Here is a 21,082-nt window from a genome sequence, read left to right on the forward strand (position 1 = left end):
CCCGGCTCACAGGCGCGGGCCGACCCGACACACAGACCCGGGCCAGCCCGGCGCGCAGACGCGGGTCGGCTCGGATTACAGGCGCGGGTCGACCGGTTCGGATTCCAGTGCCAGCACGGCGAACACGGCCTGGTGCACGCGCCAGAGCGGCTCGCCCGTGGCGAGCCTGTCCAGGGCCTCCAGCCCGAGGGCGTGCTCGCGCATGGCGAGGGAGCGCTTGCGGCCCAGCGACCGGCCGCGGAGCCGGTCGAGGTTCTCCGGCTCGGTGTAGTCGGGGCCGTAGATGATCCGCAGATACTCCCGGCCGCGGCACTTCACGCCCGGCTGGACCTTCGTGTCCTCCGGGAGCGGGCGGAGCGGCTTGACGACCATGCCCTCGCCGCCCTTCCCGGTGAGCTCCTCCCACCATCCGGTGACGGCCGCCTCGGACGCGGCGGAGCCCAGCTCGACGGTCACCGCCTCCGTCCGCATGACGAGACCGGAGGTGTCGGCGTCGGCGAGACGCCCCGCCACCTCCATGTGCCAGTCGTGGTCGCGGGCGGCCGCCCAGGAGCGGCCGTGCCCGGCCAGGACCTGGAACGGCGCGAGACGCACGCCGGTCAGGCCGTCCACCGGCCAGCAGTACCGCGCGTAGGCGTCGCGGAAGCGCGCGGCGTTCTCCGCGCGCCGGTCCACGCGCCCGCGCAGGGCGCCGACGTCGAGCCCGCGCGCGGCAGCGCGCGAGAGGGCGCCGGACGCCATCGGCAGGGACGCGCGGGCCGCCGCGCCGGTCGCCGCGTACTGGGCGCGGATGAGGTCCATCGCCTTCGCCGACCACGGCAGCAGCTCGCAGTCGAGGACCAGCCAGCCGGTGTCCAGCTCGTCCCACAGCCCGGCGGCACCGGCCGCGGCACGGACGCGGTCGAGCACCGCGGCCGTCCGGGACGGGTCGCGGAAGAACGACCGCCCGGTGCGGGTGAAGACCGCGCCGGTCGTCCCGTCGTCGACGCCGAAGCGCGCGCCCGCGACCTCGGCGTCGCGGCAGACGACCACGACGGCGCGCGAGCCCATGTGCTTCTCCTCGCACACCGCCCGGACGACGCCCTTGTCCCTGTAGGCGGCGAGCACCTCGGCCGGGTGCTCCAGGTGCCCGGGCAGCGACGAGGTCTCGGCCGGGGTCATCGTGGGCGGCAGGTAGACGAGCCAGCGCGGGTCGACGGCGAACCGGCTCATCACCTCCAGCGCGGCGAGCGCGTTCTCCTCGCGCACGGTGACGCGGCCCATGAGGCGGGTCTCGACACCGCTGTTGCCCAGCACGTCCTCGATCTTGAGGACGTCGCTCTCCCTCCGCGCGCCCGCGACGGACGCCTGCGGGGCGTCCAGCGGACGCGCGGGCTCGTACCAGACCCGCTGGGCCGAGACCGACACCAGCTCGCGCTCGGGGTAGCGGAGCGCGGTGAGCTTGCCGCCGAAGACGGCGCCGGTGTCCAGGCAGATGGTGTTGTTGATCCACTCCGCCTCGGGGACGGGGGTGTGCCCGTACACGACCATGGCCTTGCCCCGGTAGTCACGCGCCCACGGGTACCGGACGGGCAGCCCGTACTCGTCGGTCTCGCCCGTGGTGTCGCCGTAGAGCGCGAAGGACCGGACACGGCCGGACGCGCGCCCGTGGTAGTCCTCCTTCAGCCCGGCGTGGGCCACGACGAGGCGTCCGCCGTCCAGGACGTAGTGGCCGATGAGCCCGTCCATGAACCGCAGCGCGCCGTCGCGGAAGTCCTCCGGCTCGGCGGCGAGCTGCTCCAGGGACTCGGCGATGCCGTGCGCGAGGCGCACCTTGCGGCCCCGCAGCGCGCGGACGAGCTTCGCCTCGTGGTTGCCGGAGACGCACAGCGCGTCCCCGGCGCCGACCATGCCCATGACGAGCCGGAGCACCCCGGGCGAGTCCGGTCCGCGGTCGACCAGGTCGCCGACGAACACGGCCGTGCGCCCGGCTGGGTGGCGGGCGCCGGCGGCGCGCCCGGCGCCGTCCCGGACGATCTCGTAGCCGAGCGCGGTGAGGAGCGCCTCCAGCTCCTCGCGGCAGCCGTGGACGTCGCCGACGATGTCGAACGGCCCGGTCAGCTCGCGCCGGTCGTTCCACGCCTTCTCGCGGACGACGGTGACGGTGTCGATCTCCTCGCCGCGCAGCACGTAGGAGCGGCGGAACTCGCGGCCGAGCGAGCGCAGGCCGCGCCGCAGCTCGCGGTGCTGCCGCGGGACCACGTGGCCGGGCAAATCCCGGTCCGGGCGGCCCGCGTTCCGCTCGGCCGCGACGTGCTCGGGGACGTCCAGGACGATCGCCACCGAGAGGACGTCGTGCTCCTTGGCGAGCCGCAGCAGCGACTGGCGCGCCTTGCTCTGCACGTTGGTCGCGTCGACGACGGTGAGCAGCCCGCGGCGCAGCCGCTTGCCCACGATGTAGTGCAGCAGGTCGAAGGCGTCGCCGGTGGCGGACTGGTCGTTCTCGTCGTCCGACACCACGCCCCGGCAGAAGTCGGACGAGACCACCTGCGTGGGCGCGAAGTGCTTGCGCGCGAAGTAGGACTTCCCGGATCCGGACACGCCGACCAGCACGACGAGCCCCATCTCCGGGACCTTGATCTCACGGCCGTCGCGGCCGTCCAGTCCGGTCATCGGGTGAACACCCCCATCTGCGTCGGCGCGCCGACCTCCGGGTCGTCGTCGCCGACGGGCACGTGGCGGACGCGGTAGCCGTGCTCGGCGGCGACCCTCCCGGCCCACTCGCGGAACTCGGCGCGCGTCCATTCGAAGCGGTGGTCCGGGTGGCGCATCGCCCCCGGCGCGAGGCCCTCATAGCGGACGTTGTGCTCGGCGTTCGGCGTCGTCACCACGACCACCCGCGGGGCGGCGTGGCCGAACACGACGCGTTCCATGGCGCCGAGCCTCGGCGGGTCGATGTGCTCGACCACCTCCATCAGGACCGCCGCCTCGTAGCCGCGGAACCGTTCGTCGGCGTAGGTGAGCGCGCCCTGGAAGACGTCCTGGACGCGGTCGCTCTCGCGCCGCGGCCGCTGGTCCCACCGGAGGCGGCGCCGGGCGTGGGCGAGGGCGCGGTACGAGACGTCCGTCCCGGAGATCTCGCTGAAGAAGTCGTCCTGGGCGAGGCGAGCGAGCAGCCTCCCGGAGCCGCAGCCGAGGTCGATGACGCGGCGGGCGTCCTCGTCGTGGAGCGCATGCAGGACCGACTTGACGCGCCGTTCGGCGAGCGAGACGGGCGCCGTCTCCTGCCCGGTGCCTCCGGCGCCTTCCGGACCTCCCGCCCCTTCCAGCCCCGCCGGGTCTCCCGGGACGAACGGGTCGTCCTGCCCTGACGGGTCCTCCGCATCGGTCGCGGTGGGCTCCTCTTCGATCTCCGTGGGGTCGAGGGCGTCCTCGGGCGCGCCGTCGGCGTCCGCCAGGCGTCCGAGGGCGGTCCGGACGAGCCCGCGCCGGTTCGCCAGGTAGCGGCGGGTGATGGCGGACCTGTCCGGATGCGCGGCCAGCCACCCCTCCCCCGCCCTGATGAGCTTGTCCACCTCGTCGGAGGCGATCCAGTAGTGCTTGGCGTCGTCCAGGACGGGCAGCAGCACATACAGCTGGTTGAGGGCGTCGGCGAGCCGCATCTCACCGGTGAGGGTGAGCGTCACGTAGCGGGAGTCGCCCCAGTCGCCGAACTCCGCGTCCAGCGGCACGGGGACGGCCTCCACCCGCCAGCCCAGCGGGCCGAAGAAGCGCTCGGCCTGGCCGGGCCCGCCCCGGCACGGCAACGCCGGGAGGGTGATCTCCAGCGGGATCGGGGTCTCCGCCAGCTCCGGGCGGGCGTCGCACCGGCCGCGCATGGCGGTCCGGAAGACGTTCGCCATGGCGGACGCCAGAAGGGAGGACGCCGCGTAGGGACGGTCGTTCACGTACTGGCCGAGCGAGAAGTCGGGCGTGCCCCTGCCACGGGTCCGCACGAGCTTGACCGGATCGACGTCCAGGAGCAGCGCCACAGTGCAGCGCCGCTCGTCCGCGTCGGGGTAGAAGACGTGCGCCGTGCCGAAGGACTGCTCGAACAGATGCACCCGGTCGGGGTGCTTGTGCAGGAGGAAGCCGAGGTCCGTCGCCTGGCCCAGGGTCGTCGTGATCGTCAGAAGCACGCGTCAAGTCTGGCGGAACAGGCCATTCCACCCCCATTGATTTTCGCCGGGGCGCGAACCGGCCGCCGCGGGCCCGGTCAGGGGACCGACGGGCGCGGTCAGGCACCGGTCGTCCCCGGACCGGCGCGGTCAGGGAACGGACGGGCCGCCCAGGAAGCGGCGGCGGCGGTCGTAGGGCCAGCCGTTGATCGCGCAGCCCTTCATCCCGAAGATCTGCTGCTGCATGACGGGCGCGGGACGGCCGCGTCCGGGGCACGTCATGTGCCCGAAGCCGAGGCGGTGGCCGACCTCGTGGTTGATCGTCAGCGCGTGGTACTCGTCGGGCCTGCCCCGGTAGTACGCCGTGAGCAGGAGCCAGCGTCTCAGGTTCACCACGACCTGCTTGCCCCCGCTGCAGTTGACCTTGCCCTCGGTCTCCAGCCCGTAGCCGCCGCAGAGCCTGTCGACCGTTCCAGGAGAGGCGAGCCGCACGACGAAGTCGTACGGGCCGGAGGCGACGCGCCTGAACGACCACTTCCCCGCCGCGGTCCATCCGCGCGGGTCCGCGAGGATCTTGTCGACGCTGCTGGCGAAGGCCGCGGGGTCCTGCCGGAGGCCGCCCTCCACCTCCACCATGTAGCGCATCGGCTTGCCGTGCCCGTACACACGCCCGGTCGACGCCGGGCGCAGGAACTTTCCCGTTCCCTTCGCGGGGATGTACGGCGATTCGGGCGCGCCGAGGCCCGGCCCGGAGCCGGTCCGTCCGCGGTCCCCGCCCTGGCCCTTTCTGGACGAGGACGAACCGGACCCGGACCCGGAGCCGGTCGCGGACCGCAGGGCCAGCGCGCAGCCGATACCCACGGCGATGACCAGGGCGAGCGATGCCGTCCCCAGGACGAGGCCGCGCATCCGCGTCCGCCGGGCCCCTTCGAACTCGCGCTCCAGGGCGTCGCTGATGCCCTCGACCCCGCCCGGCGGCCGCCGCCTCGGGGGCGGGGCGGGCATGTTCACGGACATCTGCGCGGGCGTCGGCGCAGGCCGGGCGCCCCTGCGGTGGGACGCGGCCCGGCGGCGGCCCGTGCGTGATCGTGGAGGCTGCATGGCGGTGGACAGCATGCCAGAAACTTCCACCGGAAAGATCATTTCCCAGCAATGCGCTGGGTACGCGGCAAATCCTCACAACTTGGACGCCGAGCGCGATTCCCGGTCCTCCCGGGCCCCTCCGGCCCGCCCCGCGCCCCGGCGCGCCTTCGCCTGACGGGTCTCAGGCGGTGCCGGACGCCGGGACGTAGGACGCGATGCCGCGGATGAGGATGTCGAGCCCGAACTCGAACCGGTCGTCGCCCGACCCGCCCGTCAGCTCGTCGACCATGCCGGTGATGCGCGGGTAGCGGTCCACCGGCAGGGCCCTGAAGTACTGGCGGATCTCCTCGAAGTGGACGCGGAAGGACTCCCACGGATCCTCTCCGGGGGACCTCTTCGCCGTGTAGATCGTGTCCTCGACGGCGTCGGCGTCGAGGAACATCCCGAGCGTGTCGACGGCGAGGCCGGCGATCTTCGGTGGGACACCGCCGTCCAGCATGAGCGCGAGCTGCGCCTCGGCGATGGCCAACAGGTTCGGCCCGGTGGGGATCAGCCCCATCGACACCTTGGCGATGTCGCCGTGCGAGGTGTAGACGCGCCGGATCTCGCGCGCGAGCTCCTTCAGCAGCTCCTGCCAGTCCGCCGCGCCCGCCTCCGGCAGCCGCACCTCCCCGGCGACGTGGTCGAGCATCAGCTCGCGGAGCTCCTCCTTGCCCGAGACGTGGGCGTAGAGGGAGGCGGGCCCGGTGCCCAGTTCCTGGGCGACGCGGCGCATGCTCACGGCCTCCAGGCCCTCGGCGTCCAGGACGCGGACCGCGGTCGCGACGATCAGGTCCCGGCTGAGCGGCTGCCGCGCGGGCGCGGCCTTGCGCGGCCGGTGCCCCGGTGGTGTCGGCATCTCGGCGGCCATGTCGGACCTCCCCAAAAGTCGCGATACATCTTGACTATCGCGAAACGCGATATATCGTCTCTATGGACGAGACGAACAGCGATCGCGAACATCGTACTTGACACGAACATCGTTCCCAACGTAGAACGATGTTCGTCCATAACGAACACCGTTCTTAAGGAGGCATCCCATGAGCGAGACAGCGGTGTCCAGGCCGGGGACGGACGGCGGGGCGGGCTACCGCTGGCGCTGGGCCGCCCTCTTCGTGATCCTCGCCGGTGAGGTCATGGACATGCTCGACGTGCTGGTCACCAACGTCGCGGCCCCCACGATCCGCGGCGAGCTGGGCGGCTCGGCGAGCACCGTCCAGTGGCTCGCCGCCGGCTACACCCTCGCCATGGCGGTCGGCCTCATCACCGGCGGCCGCCTCGGCGACCTGTACGGGCGCAAGCAGATGTTCCTGGCCGGCGCGGCCGGGTTCACGCTCGGCTCGCTGCTGTGCGGCATCGCCGCCTCCCCCGGGATGCTGGTCGGCGCGCGCGTCCTGCAGGGCCTGTTCGGCGCGCTGATGCTGCCGCAGGGCATCGGGATGATCAAACAGATGTTCACGCCGAAGGAGATGGGCGCCGCGTTCGGCATGTTCGGGCCGATCATGGGTCTGTCGTCGGTCGGCGGCCCGGTGCTGGCCGGCTGGCTCATCGACGCCGACCTGTTCGGCACCGGCTGGCGGATGATCTTCCTGATCAACCTGCCGCTCGGCGCCGCCGCCGTCCTCGCCGGGCTGAGGTTCCTGCCCTCGGGACGCTCCGAGCACGCCTCCCGGCTCGACCTCACCGGCGCCCTGCTCGCCTCCCTCGGCGCGGGCCTGCTGATCTACCCGCTGGTGCAGGGCCGCGAGCTCGGCTGGCCGCTCTGGACGTTCGGCATGATGGGCGCCTCGCTCGCCGTCTGGGCCCTGTTCACCTGGTACGAGACGCGCAAGCAGCGCGCGGGCGGCGACCCGCTGATCGTCCCGAGCCTGTTCCGCAAGCGCGGCTTCACCGGTGGCCTGGTCGTCGGCCTGGTGTTCTTCTCGGGCATGGCGGGTCTCGGGCTCGTGCTGGCCCTGTTCTTCCAGATGGGCCTCGGTTACTCCCCGCTCAAGGCCGGGCTGTCGCAGATTCCGTGGTCGGTCGGCATCATCCTCGGGTTCGGCGCCGCCCAGGCCGTGCGGCGCTTCGGCCGCAAGGTCATCCACGTGGGCACCGCCGTCATGGCCGCGGGCATCGTCGGGTTCTACGCCACCCTCCAGGGCGCGGGCATCGACGTCACGCCGTGGCAGCTCATCCCCGCCCTGATCGTGACCGGTCTCGGCATGGGCCTGCTGATGGCGCCGTTCTTCGACATCGTGCTGGCGGGCGTCGAGCCCGAGGAGACCGGCTCGGCGGGCGGCACGCTCACCGCGATCCAGCAGCTCGGCAGCGCGCTCGGCGCCGCCGTGCTCGGGACGGTCTTCTTCGGCCTGCTCGGCGGCCAGGTGGCCGGCGCCGCCGACGACGGGGCGGGCGCGCTGCGCCGTGACCTCGCCGCCGCGTCCGTCCCGGCCCCGCGGCAGGACGCCATCGTCGCCGGGCTGCGCGCCTGCGGCCGCGACCGCGCCGCCGCGGAGGACGCCGCCGCCGTCCCGGTGTCCTGCACACGGCTGGACGGTGAGGTCAGGGCCGCCGCCGGCGCGGCGCCGGCGTCCGCGGCGGCGATCGGGCAGGCGGTCGGCAAGGCCGGGGAACGGTCCGCCAAGACCGGGTTCAGCGACGCCATGAAGGCGACGCTGTGGATCGAGGTCGGGCTCCTCGCCCTCACGTTCCTCGCCGCGTTCCTCCTTCCGCGCTACGCCCGCCCCGAGACGGACGGCCTCGCCGCGGAGGAGGGCGCCGGACACGCCGACACGGTGTCCGCCACCGCCTAGGCCCCCGGCGGCCCCCGGCCCCGCGATCCCCGGAGCACCCTCCGGAGACACCGACCGGTCCCGGCAGCCCCGGGAAGGGAGACGGCCCGCGGCAAGGGCGTGCGTTCCGAGATCGGACACCCGCCCCCGCCGTGGGCCTTTCGCCGTCCGGGCCGCCGGGCGGCGGGCACGGCGGCGGGCCGGGCGGCCCGGACGGCGGCGGGCACGGCCGGGGACGCGGGTCAGAGCTGGGCGAGGACGTCCGACGCCAGGAGCGCGATGTGGTCCAGGTCGCGCATGTCGAGCACCTGGAGGTAGACGCACTCGGCGCCCAGCTCACCGAACGCGCCGATCTTCTCGACGATCTCGGCGGGCGTCCCGGCGAGGCCGCCCTCGCGCAGGTCCGCGACGTCCTGCCCGATGGTCTCGGCGCGGCGCCGCACCTCGGCGTCGTCCCGGCCGCAGCACACCGTCTGGGCGACCGAGTAGGCGAGCGGCCTCGTCCGGCCCCGGTCGCGGCAGGCGGCGCGGACGCGGCCGAACGCCGCGGCGGTGTCGTCCGGCGTCTGGAACGGCACGTTGTACTCGTCGGCGAACTCGGCGGCGAGCCTCGGCGTCCGCTTCGCGCCGGTCCCGCCGATGATCACCGGCGGGCCGCCCGGCCGGGCGGGCTTCGGCAGCGCGGGCGAGTCGGCGAGCGTGTAGTGCTCCCCCGCGAACGAGAACCTGCCGCCCTCCGGCGTCCGCCACAGGCCCGTGACGATCCGCAGCTGCTCCTCCAGCCGGTCGAACCGCTCGCCGACGCTCCCGAACGGGATGCCGTACGCGGTGTGCTCCTGCTCGTACCAGCCCGTGCCCAGCCCGAACTCGACGCGGCCGCCGCTCATCCGGTCGACCTGCGCCACCGCGATCGCCAGCGGCCCGGGGAGCCGGAACGTCGCGGCGGTCACCAGCGTCCCGAGCCGGATCCGGCTCGTCTCGCGGGCCAGCGCGCCGAGGGTCACCCAGGAGTCGGTCGGACCCGGGTCCCCCGCGGAGCCCAGCATCGTGAGGTAGTGGTCGGACCGGATGAACGCGTCGAAGCCCAGCTCCTCGGCGGCCTTGGCGACCGCCAGCTGTGTCTCGTAGTCCGCGCCCAACTGGGGCTCTGTGAAGATCCGAAGTCGCATGCGCCCATCCTCGTACGAAGCCGTCCACGGACGTGCACCGGACGCCCGCCCCGGGTCCCCGCCGCCTCAGTCCTCGGCGCGGCGGCGGCGGTGGCGGCGGCCGAGGCGGGTCAGGGCGAAGCCCGTCCCTACCATGACCAGCGCGATCTCCAGGACGACCCCGGTGCGGGTGCCGGTGAGCGAGAACCCGGCCGCCTTCGGCGGGCGCGCCGGCTGCTCCACCGGGCCGCCGGACGGGGGCACGGCCCCGTCCGGGACGGCCTCCACGTGCGCGACGGGACGCGCCGCGACATCCTTCTCCACCGCCTTCTCCACCGCGCCGGCGCCGGTCTCGGGCGCGGGGAGCGGCCGTTCGGGCGCGCCGGTCGCGGGACCGGCGGCCGCGTCGGTGATCGTGGTGCGGGCCACGGCCCTGTTGTTGGCGGAGTTCAGGTCGATCGTCGACGTCGTCGCCAGGGACGGCGACTCCAGGACGGTGCCGGCCCGGGCGGTCGCGTCCGGCATGACCTTGGTGCGCAGCGTCCGCTCACGGCCCGGCCGCAGCGACCCGATCGTGCACGTGTAGCCGGTGCCGCGCGGGACGCACGCGGTGTCCCGCCCGACGAGCCTCGCCGCCCCCTCCGACTGGACGACGACGTCCTCGGCGGTGGACGGGCCGAGGTTGCGCACCTTCGTCTCGTAGGGGATCGCCGAGCCCGCACGGGCCGTGACCGGACCCGTCTTGGACATGGCGAGGTCGGCGGTCCTGGCGACGCGCACCGCCGGGAACATCCGCTTCGTGCGCGCCTTGCCCCACCTGGCCCTGCCGCGGCTCCGGATCGTCCGTCCCGCGTCGGCGCCCTTGGAGACCTTCGCGGTGAGCACGCCCGCGATCGTCTGGCCGGGCTCGACGACGCCCAGGCGGCAGACCACGCCGCGCTCGGCGGCGGAGCAGTTCGGCTGCCCCGACACGAACTTCAGCGTCCTCGGGAGCCTCGCCGTGAACACCGCGCGGTGGGCGCGGCCCCGCTCCTTGGCGCTGCCCTTGGTGGTCACCGCGAACGGCCAGTTGTACGTCCCGCCAGGGATGACCGGCGTGCCCGGGCCGTTCATGCTGAGCAGCACGGCCTCGCCCTTCTTCTTGCCGTTCGCCTTGGGCTTCGCGGCCGGGCGGGGCTCGGCGTGCGCCGCCTCGGGCTTGGCGTGCACCTTCGGGTTCCCATGGGCCTTGGGCTTGGCGTGGGCCCTGGGCTTGCCGTGCGCCTTCGGCTTGGCATGGGATTCGGGCTTGGTGTGGGCCTTCGGCTTGGCCTGCGCCTTCGGCGCGGGGGGCTTGGGCTTGCCGGGCGCGGTCCCGCCGTCCTTGTGCGGCCGCTTGTGCGCGACCGGGACCGGGCCCTCGGCGACCGTCCCGCCGGCCGCGTCCTGCATCGGGACGGCGCCCAGCAGCGGAGCCGCCGCCAGCAGCACGAGACCTCGCGCGCCGATGCGCTCCCTCGCGTTCCGGAACATCGTGGCCCCCCGTGGCCTGCGGTTTCATCGATCAGATCCGTTGTAGCGACCCCCCGGTCCAAGCGCTAGCGTAACGTCGGCGTGTCGTTACCGACAGTGATATCAGCGGTCGTCGGCACGCCAATATCCGAGATTTCATGCGACCGTAAGGGAACAACCGCTTGAATCGGTGGTGACCTGAATACGGGGCGTGGAGGTGGGATGGCGGTCTTCGGCGTCGACTACGCGTGGGGGCGTCCGGGCGTGGCCGCGCTGAAAAGCGCAGGCGCGAAGTTCGTGTGCCGGTACCTGTCGCACGACACCACCGGCAAGAACCTGACCCGGGACGAGGCGGACGAGCTCTCCGGCGCCGGGCTGTGGCTCGTGGTCGTCTGGGAGTCCACCGCGTCGCGCGCCCTGGACGGCCGGGCCGCCGGGGAGGCCGACGCCCGCGACGCCGCCGCCCAGGCCGAGGCGCTGGGCATGCCGGAGGACCGGCCCATCTACTTCGCGGTCGACTTCGACGCCACGTCCGGGCAGCAGCCCGCCATCAACGCCTACCTCGACGGCGCCGCGTCCGTCATCGGACGCGGGCGGGTCGGCCTGTACGGCGGCCACGGGCCGGTCAAGCGCGCCTTCGACGCGAAGAAGATCACCTACGGCTGGCAGACGTACGCCTGGTCCGACGGCAAGTGGGACGCCCGCGCCCAGCTCCAGCAGTACTCCAACGACCACGACATCAACGGTGTCAGCACCGACTACGACCGCGCCGTGAAGAGCGACTACGGGCAATGGCGCGTCGGCGCCTCGCCCGAGGGAGACGACATGCCCGATTACGTGTCCGTCGGCATCAAGACCGCCCAGCAGCTTCCTCCCGGCAAGTGGACGAACGTCAACTGGAACGTCGACTACTCCGACGCCGAGCACCAGCACTCCGACGGAGGCGGCCCGAGCGTCCTGACCGGGTCGGCGCGCTACGCGCTGAGCGCGGCCCTGACGGTCGGCGGCGTCCCCGCCGGCACGCTCATCCAGGCGCGGGTCGTCGAGGTCGAGATCGCGGACACCGACAAGTTCGAGGCGGGCCCGATCCAGGACTTCGTCGCGGTCGGCGAGCAGACGAACGTCCTCTACGGGCTCGCCGCCGACACCGTCCGCGAGGACCACCGCGTCCGGCTCCAGCTGGTGCAGCACGGCCAGGCCGCCGCCACCCTCACCAGCGGCAGCGCCAAGGTCTTCTTCTGGCGCTGACCCACCCCCGGCCCCGGCGCCTGCGGTGCCGATCGGCGCGGGCGGCGGGACGTGTGGGCGGTGTCAGAACAGGTCGTCGCCGGGCTCGGCGGCGGCGCGGGCGGCGTTGGCGGCGTTGTGCAGGACGCTGGTCTGGATCTCCATGTGACGCAGGATCCGCCGCTGCTGCTCGCGGACGTCACGGAACATCCGGAACCCCACGACCGACAGGGCGGTGATGACGATGAGGAGACCGGCGTTGACGAGCACGAGCAGCTCCGCCCGGCCGTGGTCGACGGCCACCAAGGCGAGCCCCGCGACAGCGGACACGGCGCACGCCGTGACGGCGCACACCGCCGCCCCGACGCAGGTGGCGCCTTCGCGCATCGCCGTCTCCCCTTCGCGCAGGAGCCGGGACGCCCTTGACCTGTCCCGGCATCTCAAGTCTGCCCGGCTGTCAGGGCCCGCAACAACCGGTCAGTACCGGAAAGTCTTCAGATCGCAGAAAAACTCACCGGCCACCCGGCTCTCCGTAGAGCGCGCGCAGGAACGCCAGGGCCATACGTCGCTTCTCTCCCGGATTGGCCCGCAGGTCGGCGAAGTAGGCGTTCAGCTCCGACAGCTCGCGCAGTGCCTCGTCCGGCCCGCCCTTGAGCGATAGCCCGAGGGGCTCCATCCCCTCCCCGACCCGCAGAAGATCACCCGGCCGCCACTGCAGGGCGTTCTCGATCGAGCTGCGGGTACGCGCCTGCGGCCAGCGGTCCCCCGCCTCCAGGTTGTAGATCGTCTTGACCGTGACCCCGGCCCGTTCCGCCAGTTGCTCCTGGGTCAGACCGAGAGACCCACGCCGGGCGACCACGTACTTGGCGACCCGCTCCCGGTCCACCTCTCCAGCCATGGTGCCCAGCATGACGGAAACAGTAAGAAACATCCAGCAGGCCGTATCCGGACATTATTTCTAGTAAAGTTTCTGCACCTTACTGGTTTGATCTAGAAATATTACCGGTAAGTACCTTCCAGGAGCGGGTCCGAAGCCCACATACGGGTCCCTGGCACGGACTTCTCCCCCCGACCCGAAAGGCGGTTCCGCCTTGGAAGAGGAAGGCCCGATGACCATGGAGCTGGCGTTGTCCGAACTGCGCCGCGACACCGACGTCCAGCTGGCGAATCTCGAAGGCCAGCTGGCACTGCTTCTCCAGCGTAACGAACTGAACGAACTGCAGGTGCGCGACCAGGCGCGCCAGCTCGGCGAACTCGAGGACCGGCTGAGCGCCGCCGAACGCGACCAGGTCACCCGGGGCCAGCTCGACAACCGCTTCCGGCACACCCTCGCGCTGCTGTCGCTCATCGCCGCGATCGCGTCCGTGGCCGTGGCCCTCCTCACCACCATGGTCAGCCGCTGACAGACCCTCCGGCCAGCCGGAACCGGACAAGGCGCCCCAGGGGATCGGGTGAACGCGCGGCGTCCACCTTGAAACGATGGACGCGAGGCCGTCCCTCACTCCCCTGGAGCGCCCGTGGCACGTGGACTCAGCTATGCCGACGCCGTCACGTTGCTCGGCGGCACCGACAGCGCGATCGTCACCGCGCTCGACAGGCTCACCGGCGGCGTCCTGCTGGCCGCCACCGGTGGCGGCAGCGCCTTCGCGCTCAGCCTCTTCGACGCCAAGGGCGAGCTGTTCCGGCACGGCCACGCCCTGGTCGGCAGGCTCGCGGAGAGGAAGAGCGGCCTCGCCCGCGCCGACCGCACCGAGCGTCTCGCCGCCGCACAGCGCGTCCTCGCCGTCACGGCCTTCTTCGAGGCGGTCGCGGAGGTCGCCCTCCCCTTCGACACGGCGGAACTGCGCCTCGGCCGGGCCGACCAGGTCGCCCTCAGCGGCGGTGACCCCTCCCTCACCCCGCTGCTCGTCGACGGCCTGACCTGCACGGACATCCCGCTGGTCACCCCGGCGTCACCGTACCGGCTGGTGGTGGACCGGCTGCAGGACTTCCACCGGGGCCTGAGCGAGGACCTGCTGCGCTTCATCATGGGCCTGGCCGTCTGGGACCGGCTCCACGCGACCGCCCGGTCCCGGCTCGCCGAAACCCTCAGGCACGAGGTGCCCCCGGCCGCCACCCGCCGGTTCGAGGAGCACTTCCGGCGGCTCGCCGCCGACTTCCCCGAGCTCGCGTTCTGGACGGACCGCGCCGACCACGAGGCCGCCCGGAAGGAGATCCAGGCGCTCCGGACCGGCCTCGCCGGGCTCCGGCAGGTCCTGGACGGGATCGCCGCCGACCGGACGCCCGACGACCGCCGGGCCGCGCTGGCGCGCCGCTACCGCGCACGGCTGGGACGCCCGGTCTCGGAGTCCGGCGGCGTCCCCGGCGGGATGACGATCCCGACGCTGGAGGACGCCTACGTCAACCCGCGGTGCCGCGTCCGGCCCGCCGGCCCGTCCGACGCCCTCGGCCGCGAGGACTGGTGGCGGGCCGCTCCCGTCCGCGACGATCTCCAGGACCTGCTGATCGGGCATCTCACGGCGCCGGAGTCGGCCTGGCGGCCGCTGCTGCTGCTCGGCCAGCCGGGCTCGGGCAAGTCCGTGCTCACCCAGGTGCTCGCCGCCCGGCTGCCCGCCGCCGACTTCATGGTCGTCCGGGTCGTCCTGCGCGAGGCCCCCGCCGACGCCGATCTCCAGGCGCAGATCGAGCACGCCGTCCGCGACGCGACAGGCGAGACGATGACCTGGAGCGAGCTGGCCCGCGGCTCGGGCGGCGCCCTCCCCGTCGTGATCCTCGATGGGTTCGACGAGCTGCTCCAGGCGACCGGCGTCAGCCAGTCGGACTATCTCCAGCAGGTCGTGCGGTTCCAGGAACGCGAGTCCGACCAGGGGCGGCCCGTCGCGGTGATCGTCACGAGCCGCACCGCCGTCGCCGACCGCGCCCGCGTCCCGGGACGCGGCGTCACCGCGATCCGCCTCGAACCGTTCTCCGACGAGCAGATCGGACGCTGGCTCGACATCTGGAACACCACCAACGCCGCGCACTTCGCCGGCCGCGGCGTCCGCCCGCTCCCCGAGGCCGCCGCGCTCGCCCACGGGGATCTCGCCCGGCAGCCGCTCCTGCTGCTGATGCTCGCCCTCTACGACGCGGGCGCGAACGCGCTCCAGGACGACGGCGGCTCCCTCGACCTCGCCGGGCTCTATGAACGGCTCCTCCGCAGCTTCGCCGAACGCGAGATAGAGAAGACCCGCCCCGGCCAGGATTCGCGTGCGGCCGCCGATTCCGTCGAAGAGGAACTGCTCCGCCTTTCGATCGCGGCGTTCGCCATGTTCAACCGAGGCCGTCAATGGACGACGGAACAGGAACTGACCGCCGACCTCGCCGCGCTCTTCCCGGAACACCCCGGCTCCGCCGGCCGGGGATTCCGCACGCCCCTCACTCCCGGGCAGACGGTCATCGGGCGTTTCTTCTTCGTCCACCAATCGCAGGCGCTGACGCACGAGACCCGGTTGAGCACGTACGAGTTCCTGCATGCCACGTTCGGGGAATTCCTGGTGGCCCGGCAGGTCGCCCGGGAACTGGCCGGGCTCGCCCGCGTCTCCATGACCAGCTCCCGTCACCAGACGGTGGACGACACGATCCTGCGCGCCCTCATCTCCTACGCGCCCCTGACCGGCCGCGACCCGATCGTCAACTTCCTCTTCCAGTTGCTGTCCCGGCTCCCGGGCGAGGTGCGGGAGGCCATGGGCGAGTTCCTTCTGCGCGCCTTCCACGCGGCTTTGGAGACCGGCCGGGAGACCGGCGGCTACGCGCCCGTCCGGCAGACCGTCCCGGCGCGTCACGCGGTCCATCTGGCGAACGTCCTGTTCCTCACGGCGCTCGTCCGGGGCTCGGTGACCGGATCGGAGCTCTTCCCGGGCGAGGGGTACCCGGTCGGGCCGTGGTGGCGGTGCGCGCGGCTGATGCAATCGCAGCTCCAGCGGTCCGGGTGGACGAGCCTGATCAAGACCGTCCGCCTCGAACGCCTCACCGGGCCGGGAGGCGCCCGCGACATCCGCTTCACGGTCCCGCGCTCGCTCTGGTCCCCGGGGCCGGTCTCACTGCCCTGGACGTTCTACCTGCCGACCGACCAGACCGTGTGGTCGGTCGCCGAGATGACGGAGATCAGGTTCTCGGCGAACTTCGTCTGCGACGAGGTCGAGGACCTGATGACCCACGCGCTGGAACCGCTCGACTCACTGACCTTCTTCGACAACAACTTCACCACCGAGCTCGCCAGGACCCGCCCCGACCGGACCGTTTCCTTCACCCATGCGCTGATCAACCTCTGGACCGTCTCGGGGAACGCCAACGCGAGCGTCCAGGAGCTTGAGACGGCCTACGAGGAATGCCTTCATTTCGAGTACCCCCTCGACACCGTGGAGGCGGTGTTGCGGCCACTCGCGGCGGACGCCTTCCGGCTGTCGCGCGAGTGGCGGGCAAAGGTACTGGACGATCTGCGCGCCTACATCACGATCAGACCCGACGTGCATCCCTGGGTCCGGCAGGCGTTCCACGACCTGGACCTCGGGTTCCTCGACTCCGGCATGTCCTGACCGCCCTGCCGATCCGCCGCCCGGCGTCCGTCAGGCGTGCCAGGCCGTCCGGTACGCCGGATGGTCGGCGTACGGGACGGCCAGCAGCCGCAGCGTCGAGCAGCCGCCGTCCCGCACGGCCTCCCCGCACGTCTGGCACACCCCCGTCCCGTTCATCCGGGAATGCAGTTCGAGCAGGTGCCGCTTCACCTGGACCTCCGCCACCACGCGGGCGGGCGAGTGGCGGGCCACGTGCAGCGCGACGCCCTCCTTCACCCAGCCGACGTCCAGCACCTGATGCGGTCCGGACCCCGGCCTGCCCTGCCACGGGTAGGTGCCGGCGCTCCGCATCCGCACGGGCCGCTGAATGTGGTCCATGGGCCGCCGCCCGAGGCTGAGCCGCTCACCGCTCTCCGCCTCGACCCACTCCCACCGCTCCGCCCCCGAGGTGTCGGGCCCGCCCCGGGGGCGGCTGCGGTGGTCGGCGGCCCAGCGCGCCGTGTCCTCGTCCTCGAAGAGCCGGGCGCGCAGAAAGTCCACAAGATCACTCATTGACCCATACTCCCGGACGGGGCGTCCTAGAAGTTGTCGTTCGTGTACGGCGCCAGCGGGACGGCGAAGGCCCGGTCCAGGTTCGCGGCGGCGCCGGGCGTGTGCTCGGTGACCAGGCCGAGGCGCGCCAGGGTGGTCAGGCGGGTGCCGCCGAGGTAGGCGGCGGCGAGTCCCGCGGCGTCGACCGTGAGGTCGGGCGCGTCCGCCGTGGGGTCGCAGGCACCGGCGGCGAGCCGCCAGCGGCCCTGGTTGGCGGACAGGCGCGCGTCCCGCAGGTCGATCACCAGGGGGTCGCCGGACGCCCAGTCCCGTGCGCGGAGCGCGGCCGGGGCGTCGACCAGGCGGAGCCACAGGGCGCCGGAGACGCTGTTCACCACGACCTGGTCGGGGTCGGCGACCATGTGCGGGAGGAGGTCGTCCTCGGGGATCTGCTCCGCCTTGATCCTGTTCGTGAGGTCGATCGAGGCGAGGTAACGCCAGAGCGCGGCCTCCACCTGCGGGGTGTCGGCGACGAGGTCCTCCAGCCGGACGACGCCCCGGTCGCCGCTGTGGGTCCGGTAGATCGCGTAGCCGCCGGGCTCGCCGTCCATGACCACGATCCGCGGAGCGGTGAACGACTCGGCCTCGTCGTCGACGACCGGCAGGATGCCGTGCTCCCACCATTCGGGGTCGCGGGCGATGCCGCCGGGACGCCGCGCGATCGCGCGGGCGTGGATCGGTCCCAGGACCTCGGGCGCGGCGGCGCGGTCGATCAGCCGCAGGGGCCGCGGGTCGGCCTCGGTCCGCAGGGCGAGCGGGCGGGACGTGTCGACCTCCACCCCCATCGACCGGTTGGCGAGCCCGAACCCGTACCGTCCGTAGATGGCGCTCTGGGACGCCCAGAGCGCGGCCACCGGGCGACCCGCCGTGACGGCGTCCGCCAGCGCCCGGTCCACCATGGACGTCAGGACGCCGCGCCGCCGGTGGGTGGGGAGCACCCCGGCGAAGGTGATCGCCGAGCAGTCCAGGAGCGCGCCCGGCGCCGACAGCCGCATCGGGAGGACCGCGAGCTGGCCGACGAGCGTCTCGTCCGAGTAGGCGCCGATGCGCTCCGCTGTCCTAGCCACCCACAGGTACCGTTCCCGGTCCTCGGGGTCGGTGCGGTGATGGAAGACCAGGTCCGCCATGTCCACTATGCGTTCGGCGTCGGCCTCGGGGATCTCCCTGAGCTCCACATCGGTCATGCTTGAACCGTATTCCCGCCGTGCAACCGATTTTCCCAGGTGATCCGGTAGTACCTCGTCCGGTCGTCGGCGCCGACGAACTCCATGCCGGCCGCGGTCATCACCCGCTGGGACGCGACGTTGCCGTGGTCGGTGTCGCCCTCGACCGCGCTGATGCCGCGGGCCCGGGCGAACGCCAGCAGGCCGCGCAGCGCCTCCGTCGCGTACCCCTTCCCCCGCGCGGACGGGACGAGCCCGTACCCGATCGTCACGGTGCCGTTCTCGTCGGCGTCGCCGTGGAAGCCGAGCCCGCCGATGGCCAGGCCGTCCTCCCGCCGCCGTATCTCGTACGCGCCGAACGGCCGGGGGTCGCCCGCGTGCACGCACGTGGCCAGATACCGTCTCGCGCCGGCGAGGTCGCTGTCGGTGGGGTATCCGCGCGCCCATCCGGCACCGGACGGCTCACCCTCGATCAGCATCTCCGCCTCGGTCACGCTCAGCGGGTGCAGGACGAGCCGGTCGGTCTCCAGATCCATGCCCCCACGGCTATCACACCGCCGTTCCCGGCCGTGCGCAGGGGGTGACGCATTCCGGCCGCTCCACCACCCGTGCCGCGGCAGGCCGTATGCGCCGTCCCTATCCCGGTATCGGGCGTTCGTGTCCATGGCATCCATGATCGTCCACCGCGCCGGATCCTCCACCGCCGCCCCGCCGGGTCCTGCCGATGGTCGTGATCCACCTCCGCCCAAGGACCGGTACCCGATCGACCAACGGCCGACGCGGGTCCCGCCCGCCCGGCCGGAGAGTGGCGGCAGGGCCATCGAACGAGGAGGAAGCTTGGCTATCTTGCGGACACCCGCGAGGAAGGGGACGGCCGCGGCGCTCGCGGCCGGCGTGCTGGTGACGGGACTGCCGGCGCCCCCCGCCTCAGCAGATCAGCCGGCCGCGGAGCAGCTGTACGTGGCGCCGTGGGGCAAGGACACCTGGCCGGGCACCGCCGAGCGGCCCTTCGCCACACCGGGCCGGGCACAGCAGGCCGTGCGCGCCCGGACGGCGGGGATGAAGGCGGACCTGGTGGTCAACCTGCGCGCCGGGACGTACACCCTGGACGCCCCGCTGCGGCTGTCGGACGAGACGGGCGACTCCGGCCGCAACGGCCACCGGGTCGTCTACCAGGCCCATGGCTACGGCACCGCACGGCAGGAAAAGGTGATCATCAGTGGCGGGCGGCGGATCCCGGGCTGGCGGCCCGACGACCGTCTTCCGGGCGTCTGGCGCGCCGACGTCGGCGCGCTCGACACCCGCCAGCTCTACGTCGACGGCCGCCGCGCCGCCCGTCCCGCGCTGGGCAAGCCCTTCCCCGGCAAGGTCACGGCGACGAAGACCGGATACGAGACCGACAGCGCGGCCCCGCAGTCGTGGTGGTCGCCGCGCGACATGGAGGTCCTCCTCGGCTTCGGCTACGCCGAGGGGCGCTGCGGCGTCTCCGGGATCTCCGGCGACGCCCGGCACAGCGTGATCACCATGGACGAGCCGTGCTGGAGCCTCGCCCGGGAGCTCTACGGCGCCGAGGCGCTGACGGGGGTGTCGGACGTTGAGAACTCCCCCAGCTTCCTGCGCGAGCCCGGCGGCTGGTACCTCGACCGTTCCCGGCCCGGTCACCACGTCCTGCTGTACCTCCCGCGGCCCGGTCAGGACATGCGGCGGGCACAGGTGGTCGCGCCCGTCCTGGAGTCGCTGGTCACCGGCGCCGGACGGGAGGGCCGCCCGCTGCACGACGTCGGCTTCAAGGGCCTGGCCTTCGCCTACGCCACCTGGCTCGCCCCCAGCGAACCGGCCGGGTTCGCGTCCGCCTGGAGCATGTACATGCGTCCGGACGGGCTGCGGACGGTGCCGGGCACCGTCGCGTTCCACAGGGCCGAGCGGCTCACCTTCGAGGGCAACACGTTCGCCCACCTGGGCGCGCAGGCGCTGGAGATCTCCGGCAACAGCTCGCACAACGTCGTGGACGGCAACGTGATCACCGACGTGTCCGACGGCGGCATCCTGATGGGCGTCGTCCCGCCCAGCACCAAGGGCGTCAACCGCGGCAACCGGATCACCAACAACTGGATCAACCACGTCGGGCAGGAGTACCGCGCGTCCTCCGGCATCTGGGACACCGCGACGTCCGAGACCACCATCGCGCACAACCAGGTCGACCACGTCCCGTACAGCGGCATCCTCACCGGCCCGAGCGACGACCTGCGCGGCATCATGCGCAAGAACCGCGTCCTGAACAACCGCGTCTTCAAGACCAACCTTGTCCTGCCGGACGGCGGCGGGATCTACCTGCGGGGCGAACAGGGCACCTCGTACGCCGACGGCGCGGTCATCAGGGGCAACGCGGTGGACGACAGCAAGAACCCCGAATGGAACGTCGGCATCTACACCGACGACAGCACCAACTGGGTCACCGTGGACCGCAACGCCGTCTACGACTACGCGGCCGCGATCGGCGGGTGCAGCGAGGTGTGGGGCGACCGCCCCGTCCAGAACGTCCTCTATCGCGGGAACTTCTGGGACGACGCCGTCCCCACCTGGGTCGCGCGGAGAGAGTACCCCGGCGCCTGGCCCACCGCCGAGCAGGAGTGCGGTGACCCGGCCAAGCTCCGGTTCGAGCACAACACGCTCCTGAAACCCGACGCCCCCGGCCAGGCGTGCGCGGCCAACGCGGCCTGCGCGGCGATCCTGGCCAACGCCGGCCCGCTCCCGCCCTACCGCCGGACGCTCGGAATCCGCTGACCCGAACGCGGCGGCGCCCGCCGGGAAGACAGGCGAGCGCCGCCGCGGCTCATGCGATGGACGTCCGCCTTCCATAACTCTCAGTGAAACTGT

16 protein-coding genes are annotated in these 21,082 nt (G+C 72.8%); 5 read left to right on the forward strand and 11 right to left on the reverse strand.

The genetic code is table 11. From position 1 onward, the window contains the following. Positions 1 to 75 precede the first annotated feature (75 nt). The 4 genes from AGRA3207_RS06970 to AGRA3207_RS06985 form a co-directional block, all read right to left on the reverse strand. Positions 76 to 2,652 (reverse strand): polynucleotide kinase-phosphatase, encoded by a 2,577-nt coding sequence (locus AGRA3207_RS06970; RefSeq protein ID WP_231333726.1) that lies wholly within the window; start codon positions 2,650 to 2,652, stop codon positions 76 to 78. Beyond that, positions 2,649 to 4,157 carry a 3' terminal RNA ribose 2'-O-methyltransferase Hen1 gene (locus tag AGRA3207_RS06975; protein WP_231333727.1) on the reverse strand — a complete coding sequence of 503 codons (1,509 nt, stop codon included), beginning with the start codon at positions 4,155 to 4,157 and terminating at the stop codon, positions 2,649 to 2,651. The genes AGRA3207_RS06970 and AGRA3207_RS06975 overlap by 4 nt, the downstream gene beginning before the upstream one ends. Before the next feature lie 129 nt (positions 4,158 to 4,286). Continuing rightward, positions 4,287 to 5,267 carry a DUF3152 domain-containing protein gene (locus AGRA3207_RS06980; protein WP_231333728.1) on the reverse strand — a complete coding sequence of 327 codons (981 nt, stop codon included), beginning with the start codon at positions 5,265 to 5,267 and terminating at the stop codon, positions 4,287 to 4,289. Positions 5,268 to 5,400: 133 nt separating this feature from the next. Continuing rightward, positions 5,401 to 6,129 (reverse strand): TetR/AcrR family transcriptional regulator C-terminal domain-containing protein, encoded by a 729-nt coding sequence (locus AGRA3207_RS06985; protein WP_231333729.1) that lies wholly within the window; start codon positions 6,127 to 6,129, stop codon positions 5,401 to 5,403. A 169-nt stretch (positions 6,130 to 6,298) separates the two neighbouring features. On the opposite strand from AGRA3207_RS06985, the gene AGRA3207_RS06990 reads away from it, so the two are divergent. Further along, positions 6,299 to 8,053 carry an MFS transporter gene (locus AGRA3207_RS06990; RefSeq protein ID WP_231333730.1) on the forward strand — a complete coding sequence of 585 codons (1,755 nt, stop codon included), beginning with the start codon at positions 6,299 to 6,301 and terminating at the stop codon, positions 8,051 to 8,053. A 221-nt stretch (positions 8,054 to 8,274) separates the two neighbouring features. Here the strand turns inward: AGRA3207_RS06990 and AGRA3207_RS06995 are convergent, their stop codons facing one another. Further along, on the reverse strand, positions 8,275 to 9,201 hold the full coding sequence (locus AGRA3207_RS06995; RefSeq protein WP_231333731.1) for an LLM class F420-dependent oxidoreductase: 927 nt from the start codon (positions 9,199 to 9,201) through the stop codon (positions 8,275 to 8,277). 66 nt (positions 9,202 to 9,267) lie between these two features. Further along, the gene (locus tag AGRA3207_RS07000; RefSeq protein WP_231333732.1) at positions 9,268 to 10,692 is read right to left on the reverse strand and encodes a DUF11 domain-containing protein; all 1,425 of its coding nucleotides are present in this window, start codon (positions 10,690 to 10,692) and stop codon (positions 9,268 to 9,270) included. A 201-nt stretch (positions 10,693 to 10,893) separates the two neighbouring features. On the opposite strand from AGRA3207_RS07000, the gene AGRA3207_RS07005 reads away from it, so the two are divergent. Beyond that, positions 10,894 to 11,919, forward strand: a complete 1,026-nt coding sequence (locus AGRA3207_RS07005; protein WP_231333733.1) for a glycoside hydrolase domain-containing protein — start codon at positions 10,894 to 10,896, stop codon at positions 11,917 to 11,919. Between the two features lie 63 nt (positions 11,920 to 11,982). On the opposite strand, the gene AGRA3207_RS07010 is transcribed toward AGRA3207_RS07005, so the two are convergent. After that, positions 11,983 to 12,285: a hypothetical protein gene (locus AGRA3207_RS07010; protein ID WP_231333734.1), complete on the reverse strand. Its 303-nt coding sequence runs from the start codon at positions 12,283 to 12,285 to the stop codon at positions 11,983 to 11,985. A 124-nt stretch (positions 12,286 to 12,409) separates the two neighbouring features. After that, positions 12,410 to 12,796 carry a helix-turn-helix domain-containing protein gene (locus tag AGRA3207_RS07015; protein ID WP_231333735.1) on the reverse strand — a complete coding sequence of 129 codons (387 nt, stop codon included), beginning with the start codon at positions 12,794 to 12,796 and terminating at the stop codon, positions 12,410 to 12,412. Positions 12,797 to 13,007: 211 nt separating this feature from the next. On the opposite strand from AGRA3207_RS07015, the gene AGRA3207_RS07020 reads away from it, so the two are divergent. Together AGRA3207_RS07020 and AGRA3207_RS07025 are read left to right on the forward strand one after the other, a co-directional pair. Continuing rightward, positions 13,008 to 13,301: a hypothetical protein gene (locus AGRA3207_RS07020; RefSeq protein ID WP_231333736.1), complete on the forward strand. Its 294-nt coding sequence runs from the start codon at positions 13,008 to 13,010 to the stop codon at positions 13,299 to 13,301. Between the two features lie 114 nt (positions 13,302 to 13,415). Further along, positions 13,416 to 16,472: an NACHT domain-containing protein gene (locus tag AGRA3207_RS07025; protein ID WP_231333737.1), complete on the forward strand. Its 3,057-nt coding sequence runs from the start codon at positions 13,416 to 13,418 to the stop codon at positions 16,470 to 16,472. A 30-nt stretch (positions 16,473 to 16,502) separates the two neighbouring features. On the opposite strand, the gene AGRA3207_RS07030 is transcribed toward AGRA3207_RS07025, so the two are convergent. From AGRA3207_RS07030 to AGRA3207_RS07040, 3 genes are read right to left on the reverse strand one after another with little or no spacing between them, the layout of a single operon-like run. Further along, positions 16,503 to 17,003, reverse strand: coding sequence for a DUF6221 family protein (locus AGRA3207_RS07030; RefSeq protein ID WP_231333738.1), 501 nt, complete (start codon positions 17,001 to 17,003; stop codon positions 16,503 to 16,505). 26 nt (positions 17,004 to 17,029) lie between these two features. Further along, positions 17,030 to 18,226 (reverse strand): GNAT family N-acetyltransferase, encoded by a 1,197-nt coding sequence (locus tag AGRA3207_RS07035; protein ID WP_231333739.1) that lies wholly within the window; start codon positions 18,224 to 18,226, stop codon positions 17,030 to 17,032. Then, positions 18,223 to 18,741, reverse strand: coding sequence for a GNAT family N-acetyltransferase (locus AGRA3207_RS07040; RefSeq protein WP_231333740.1), 519 nt, complete (start codon positions 18,739 to 18,741; stop codon positions 18,223 to 18,225). Before AGRA3207_RS07040 ends, AGRA3207_RS07035 begins: the two co-directional genes overlap by 4 nt. Positions 18,742 to 19,042: 301 nt before the next feature. Between AGRA3207_RS07040 and AGRA3207_RS07045 the strand changes: the two genes are divergently transcribed. After that, positions 19,043 to 20,989, forward strand: coding sequence for a right-handed parallel beta-helix repeat-containing protein (locus tag AGRA3207_RS07045; RefSeq protein ID WP_231333741.1), 1,947 nt, complete (start codon positions 19,043 to 19,045; stop codon positions 20,987 to 20,989). The last annotated feature ends 93 nt before the right edge of the window (positions 20,990 to 21,082 follow it).

The sequence above is a fragment of the Actinomadura graeca genome (assembly GCF_019175365.1).
GTDB classification, from domain to species: domain Bacteria; phylum Actinomycetota; class Actinomycetes; order Streptosporangiales; family Streptosporangiaceae; genus Spirillospora; species Spirillospora graeca.

Coding starts and splice junctions, on each gene's coding strand:
- AGRA3207_RS07020 (WP_231333736.1), top strand. CDS start 13,008: ATGACCATGGAGCTGGCGTTGTCCGAACTGCGCCGCGACACCGACGTC.
- AGRA3207_RS07010 (WP_231333734.1), bottom strand. CDS start 12,285: ATGCGCGAAGGCGCCACCTGCGTCGGGGCGGCGGTGTGCGCCGTCACG.
- AGRA3207_RS07030 (WP_231333738.1), bottom strand. CDS start 17,003: ATGAGTGATCTTGTGGACTTTCTGCGCGCCCGGCTCTTCGAGGACGAG.
- AGRA3207_RS07035 (WP_231333739.1), bottom strand. CDS start 18,226: ATGACCGATGTGGAGCTCAGGGAGATCCCCGAGGCCGACGCCGAACGC.
- AGRA3207_RS06970 (WP_231333726.1), bottom strand. CDS start 2,652: ATGACCGGACTGGACGGCCGCGACGGCCGTGAGATCAAGGTCCCGGAG.
- AGRA3207_RS07015 (WP_231333735.1), bottom strand. CDS start 12,796: ATGGCTGGAGAGGTGGACCGGGAGCGGGTCGCCAAGTACGTGGTCGCC.
- AGRA3207_RS06990 (WP_231333730.1), top strand. CDS start 6,299: ATGAGCGAGACAGCGGTGTCCAGGCCGGGGACGGACGGCGGGGCGGGC.
- AGRA3207_RS06985 (WP_231333729.1), bottom strand. CDS start 6,129: ATGGCCGCCGAGATGCCGACACCACCGGGGCACCGGCCGCGCAAGGCC.
- AGRA3207_RS06995 (WP_231333731.1), bottom strand. CDS start 9,201: ATGCGACTTCGGATCTTCACAGAGCCCCAGTTGGGCGCGGACTACGAG.
- AGRA3207_RS07040 (WP_231333740.1), bottom strand. CDS start 18,741: ATGGATCTGGAGACCGACCGGCTCGTCCTGCACCCGCTGAGCGTGACC.
- AGRA3207_RS07000 (WP_231333732.1), bottom strand. CDS start 10,692: ATGTTCCGGAACGCGAGGGAGCGCATCGGCGCGCGAGGTCTCGTGCTG.
- AGRA3207_RS07005 (WP_231333733.1), top strand. CDS start 10,894: ATGGCGGTCTTCGGCGTCGACTACGCGTGGGGGCGTCCGGGCGTGGCC.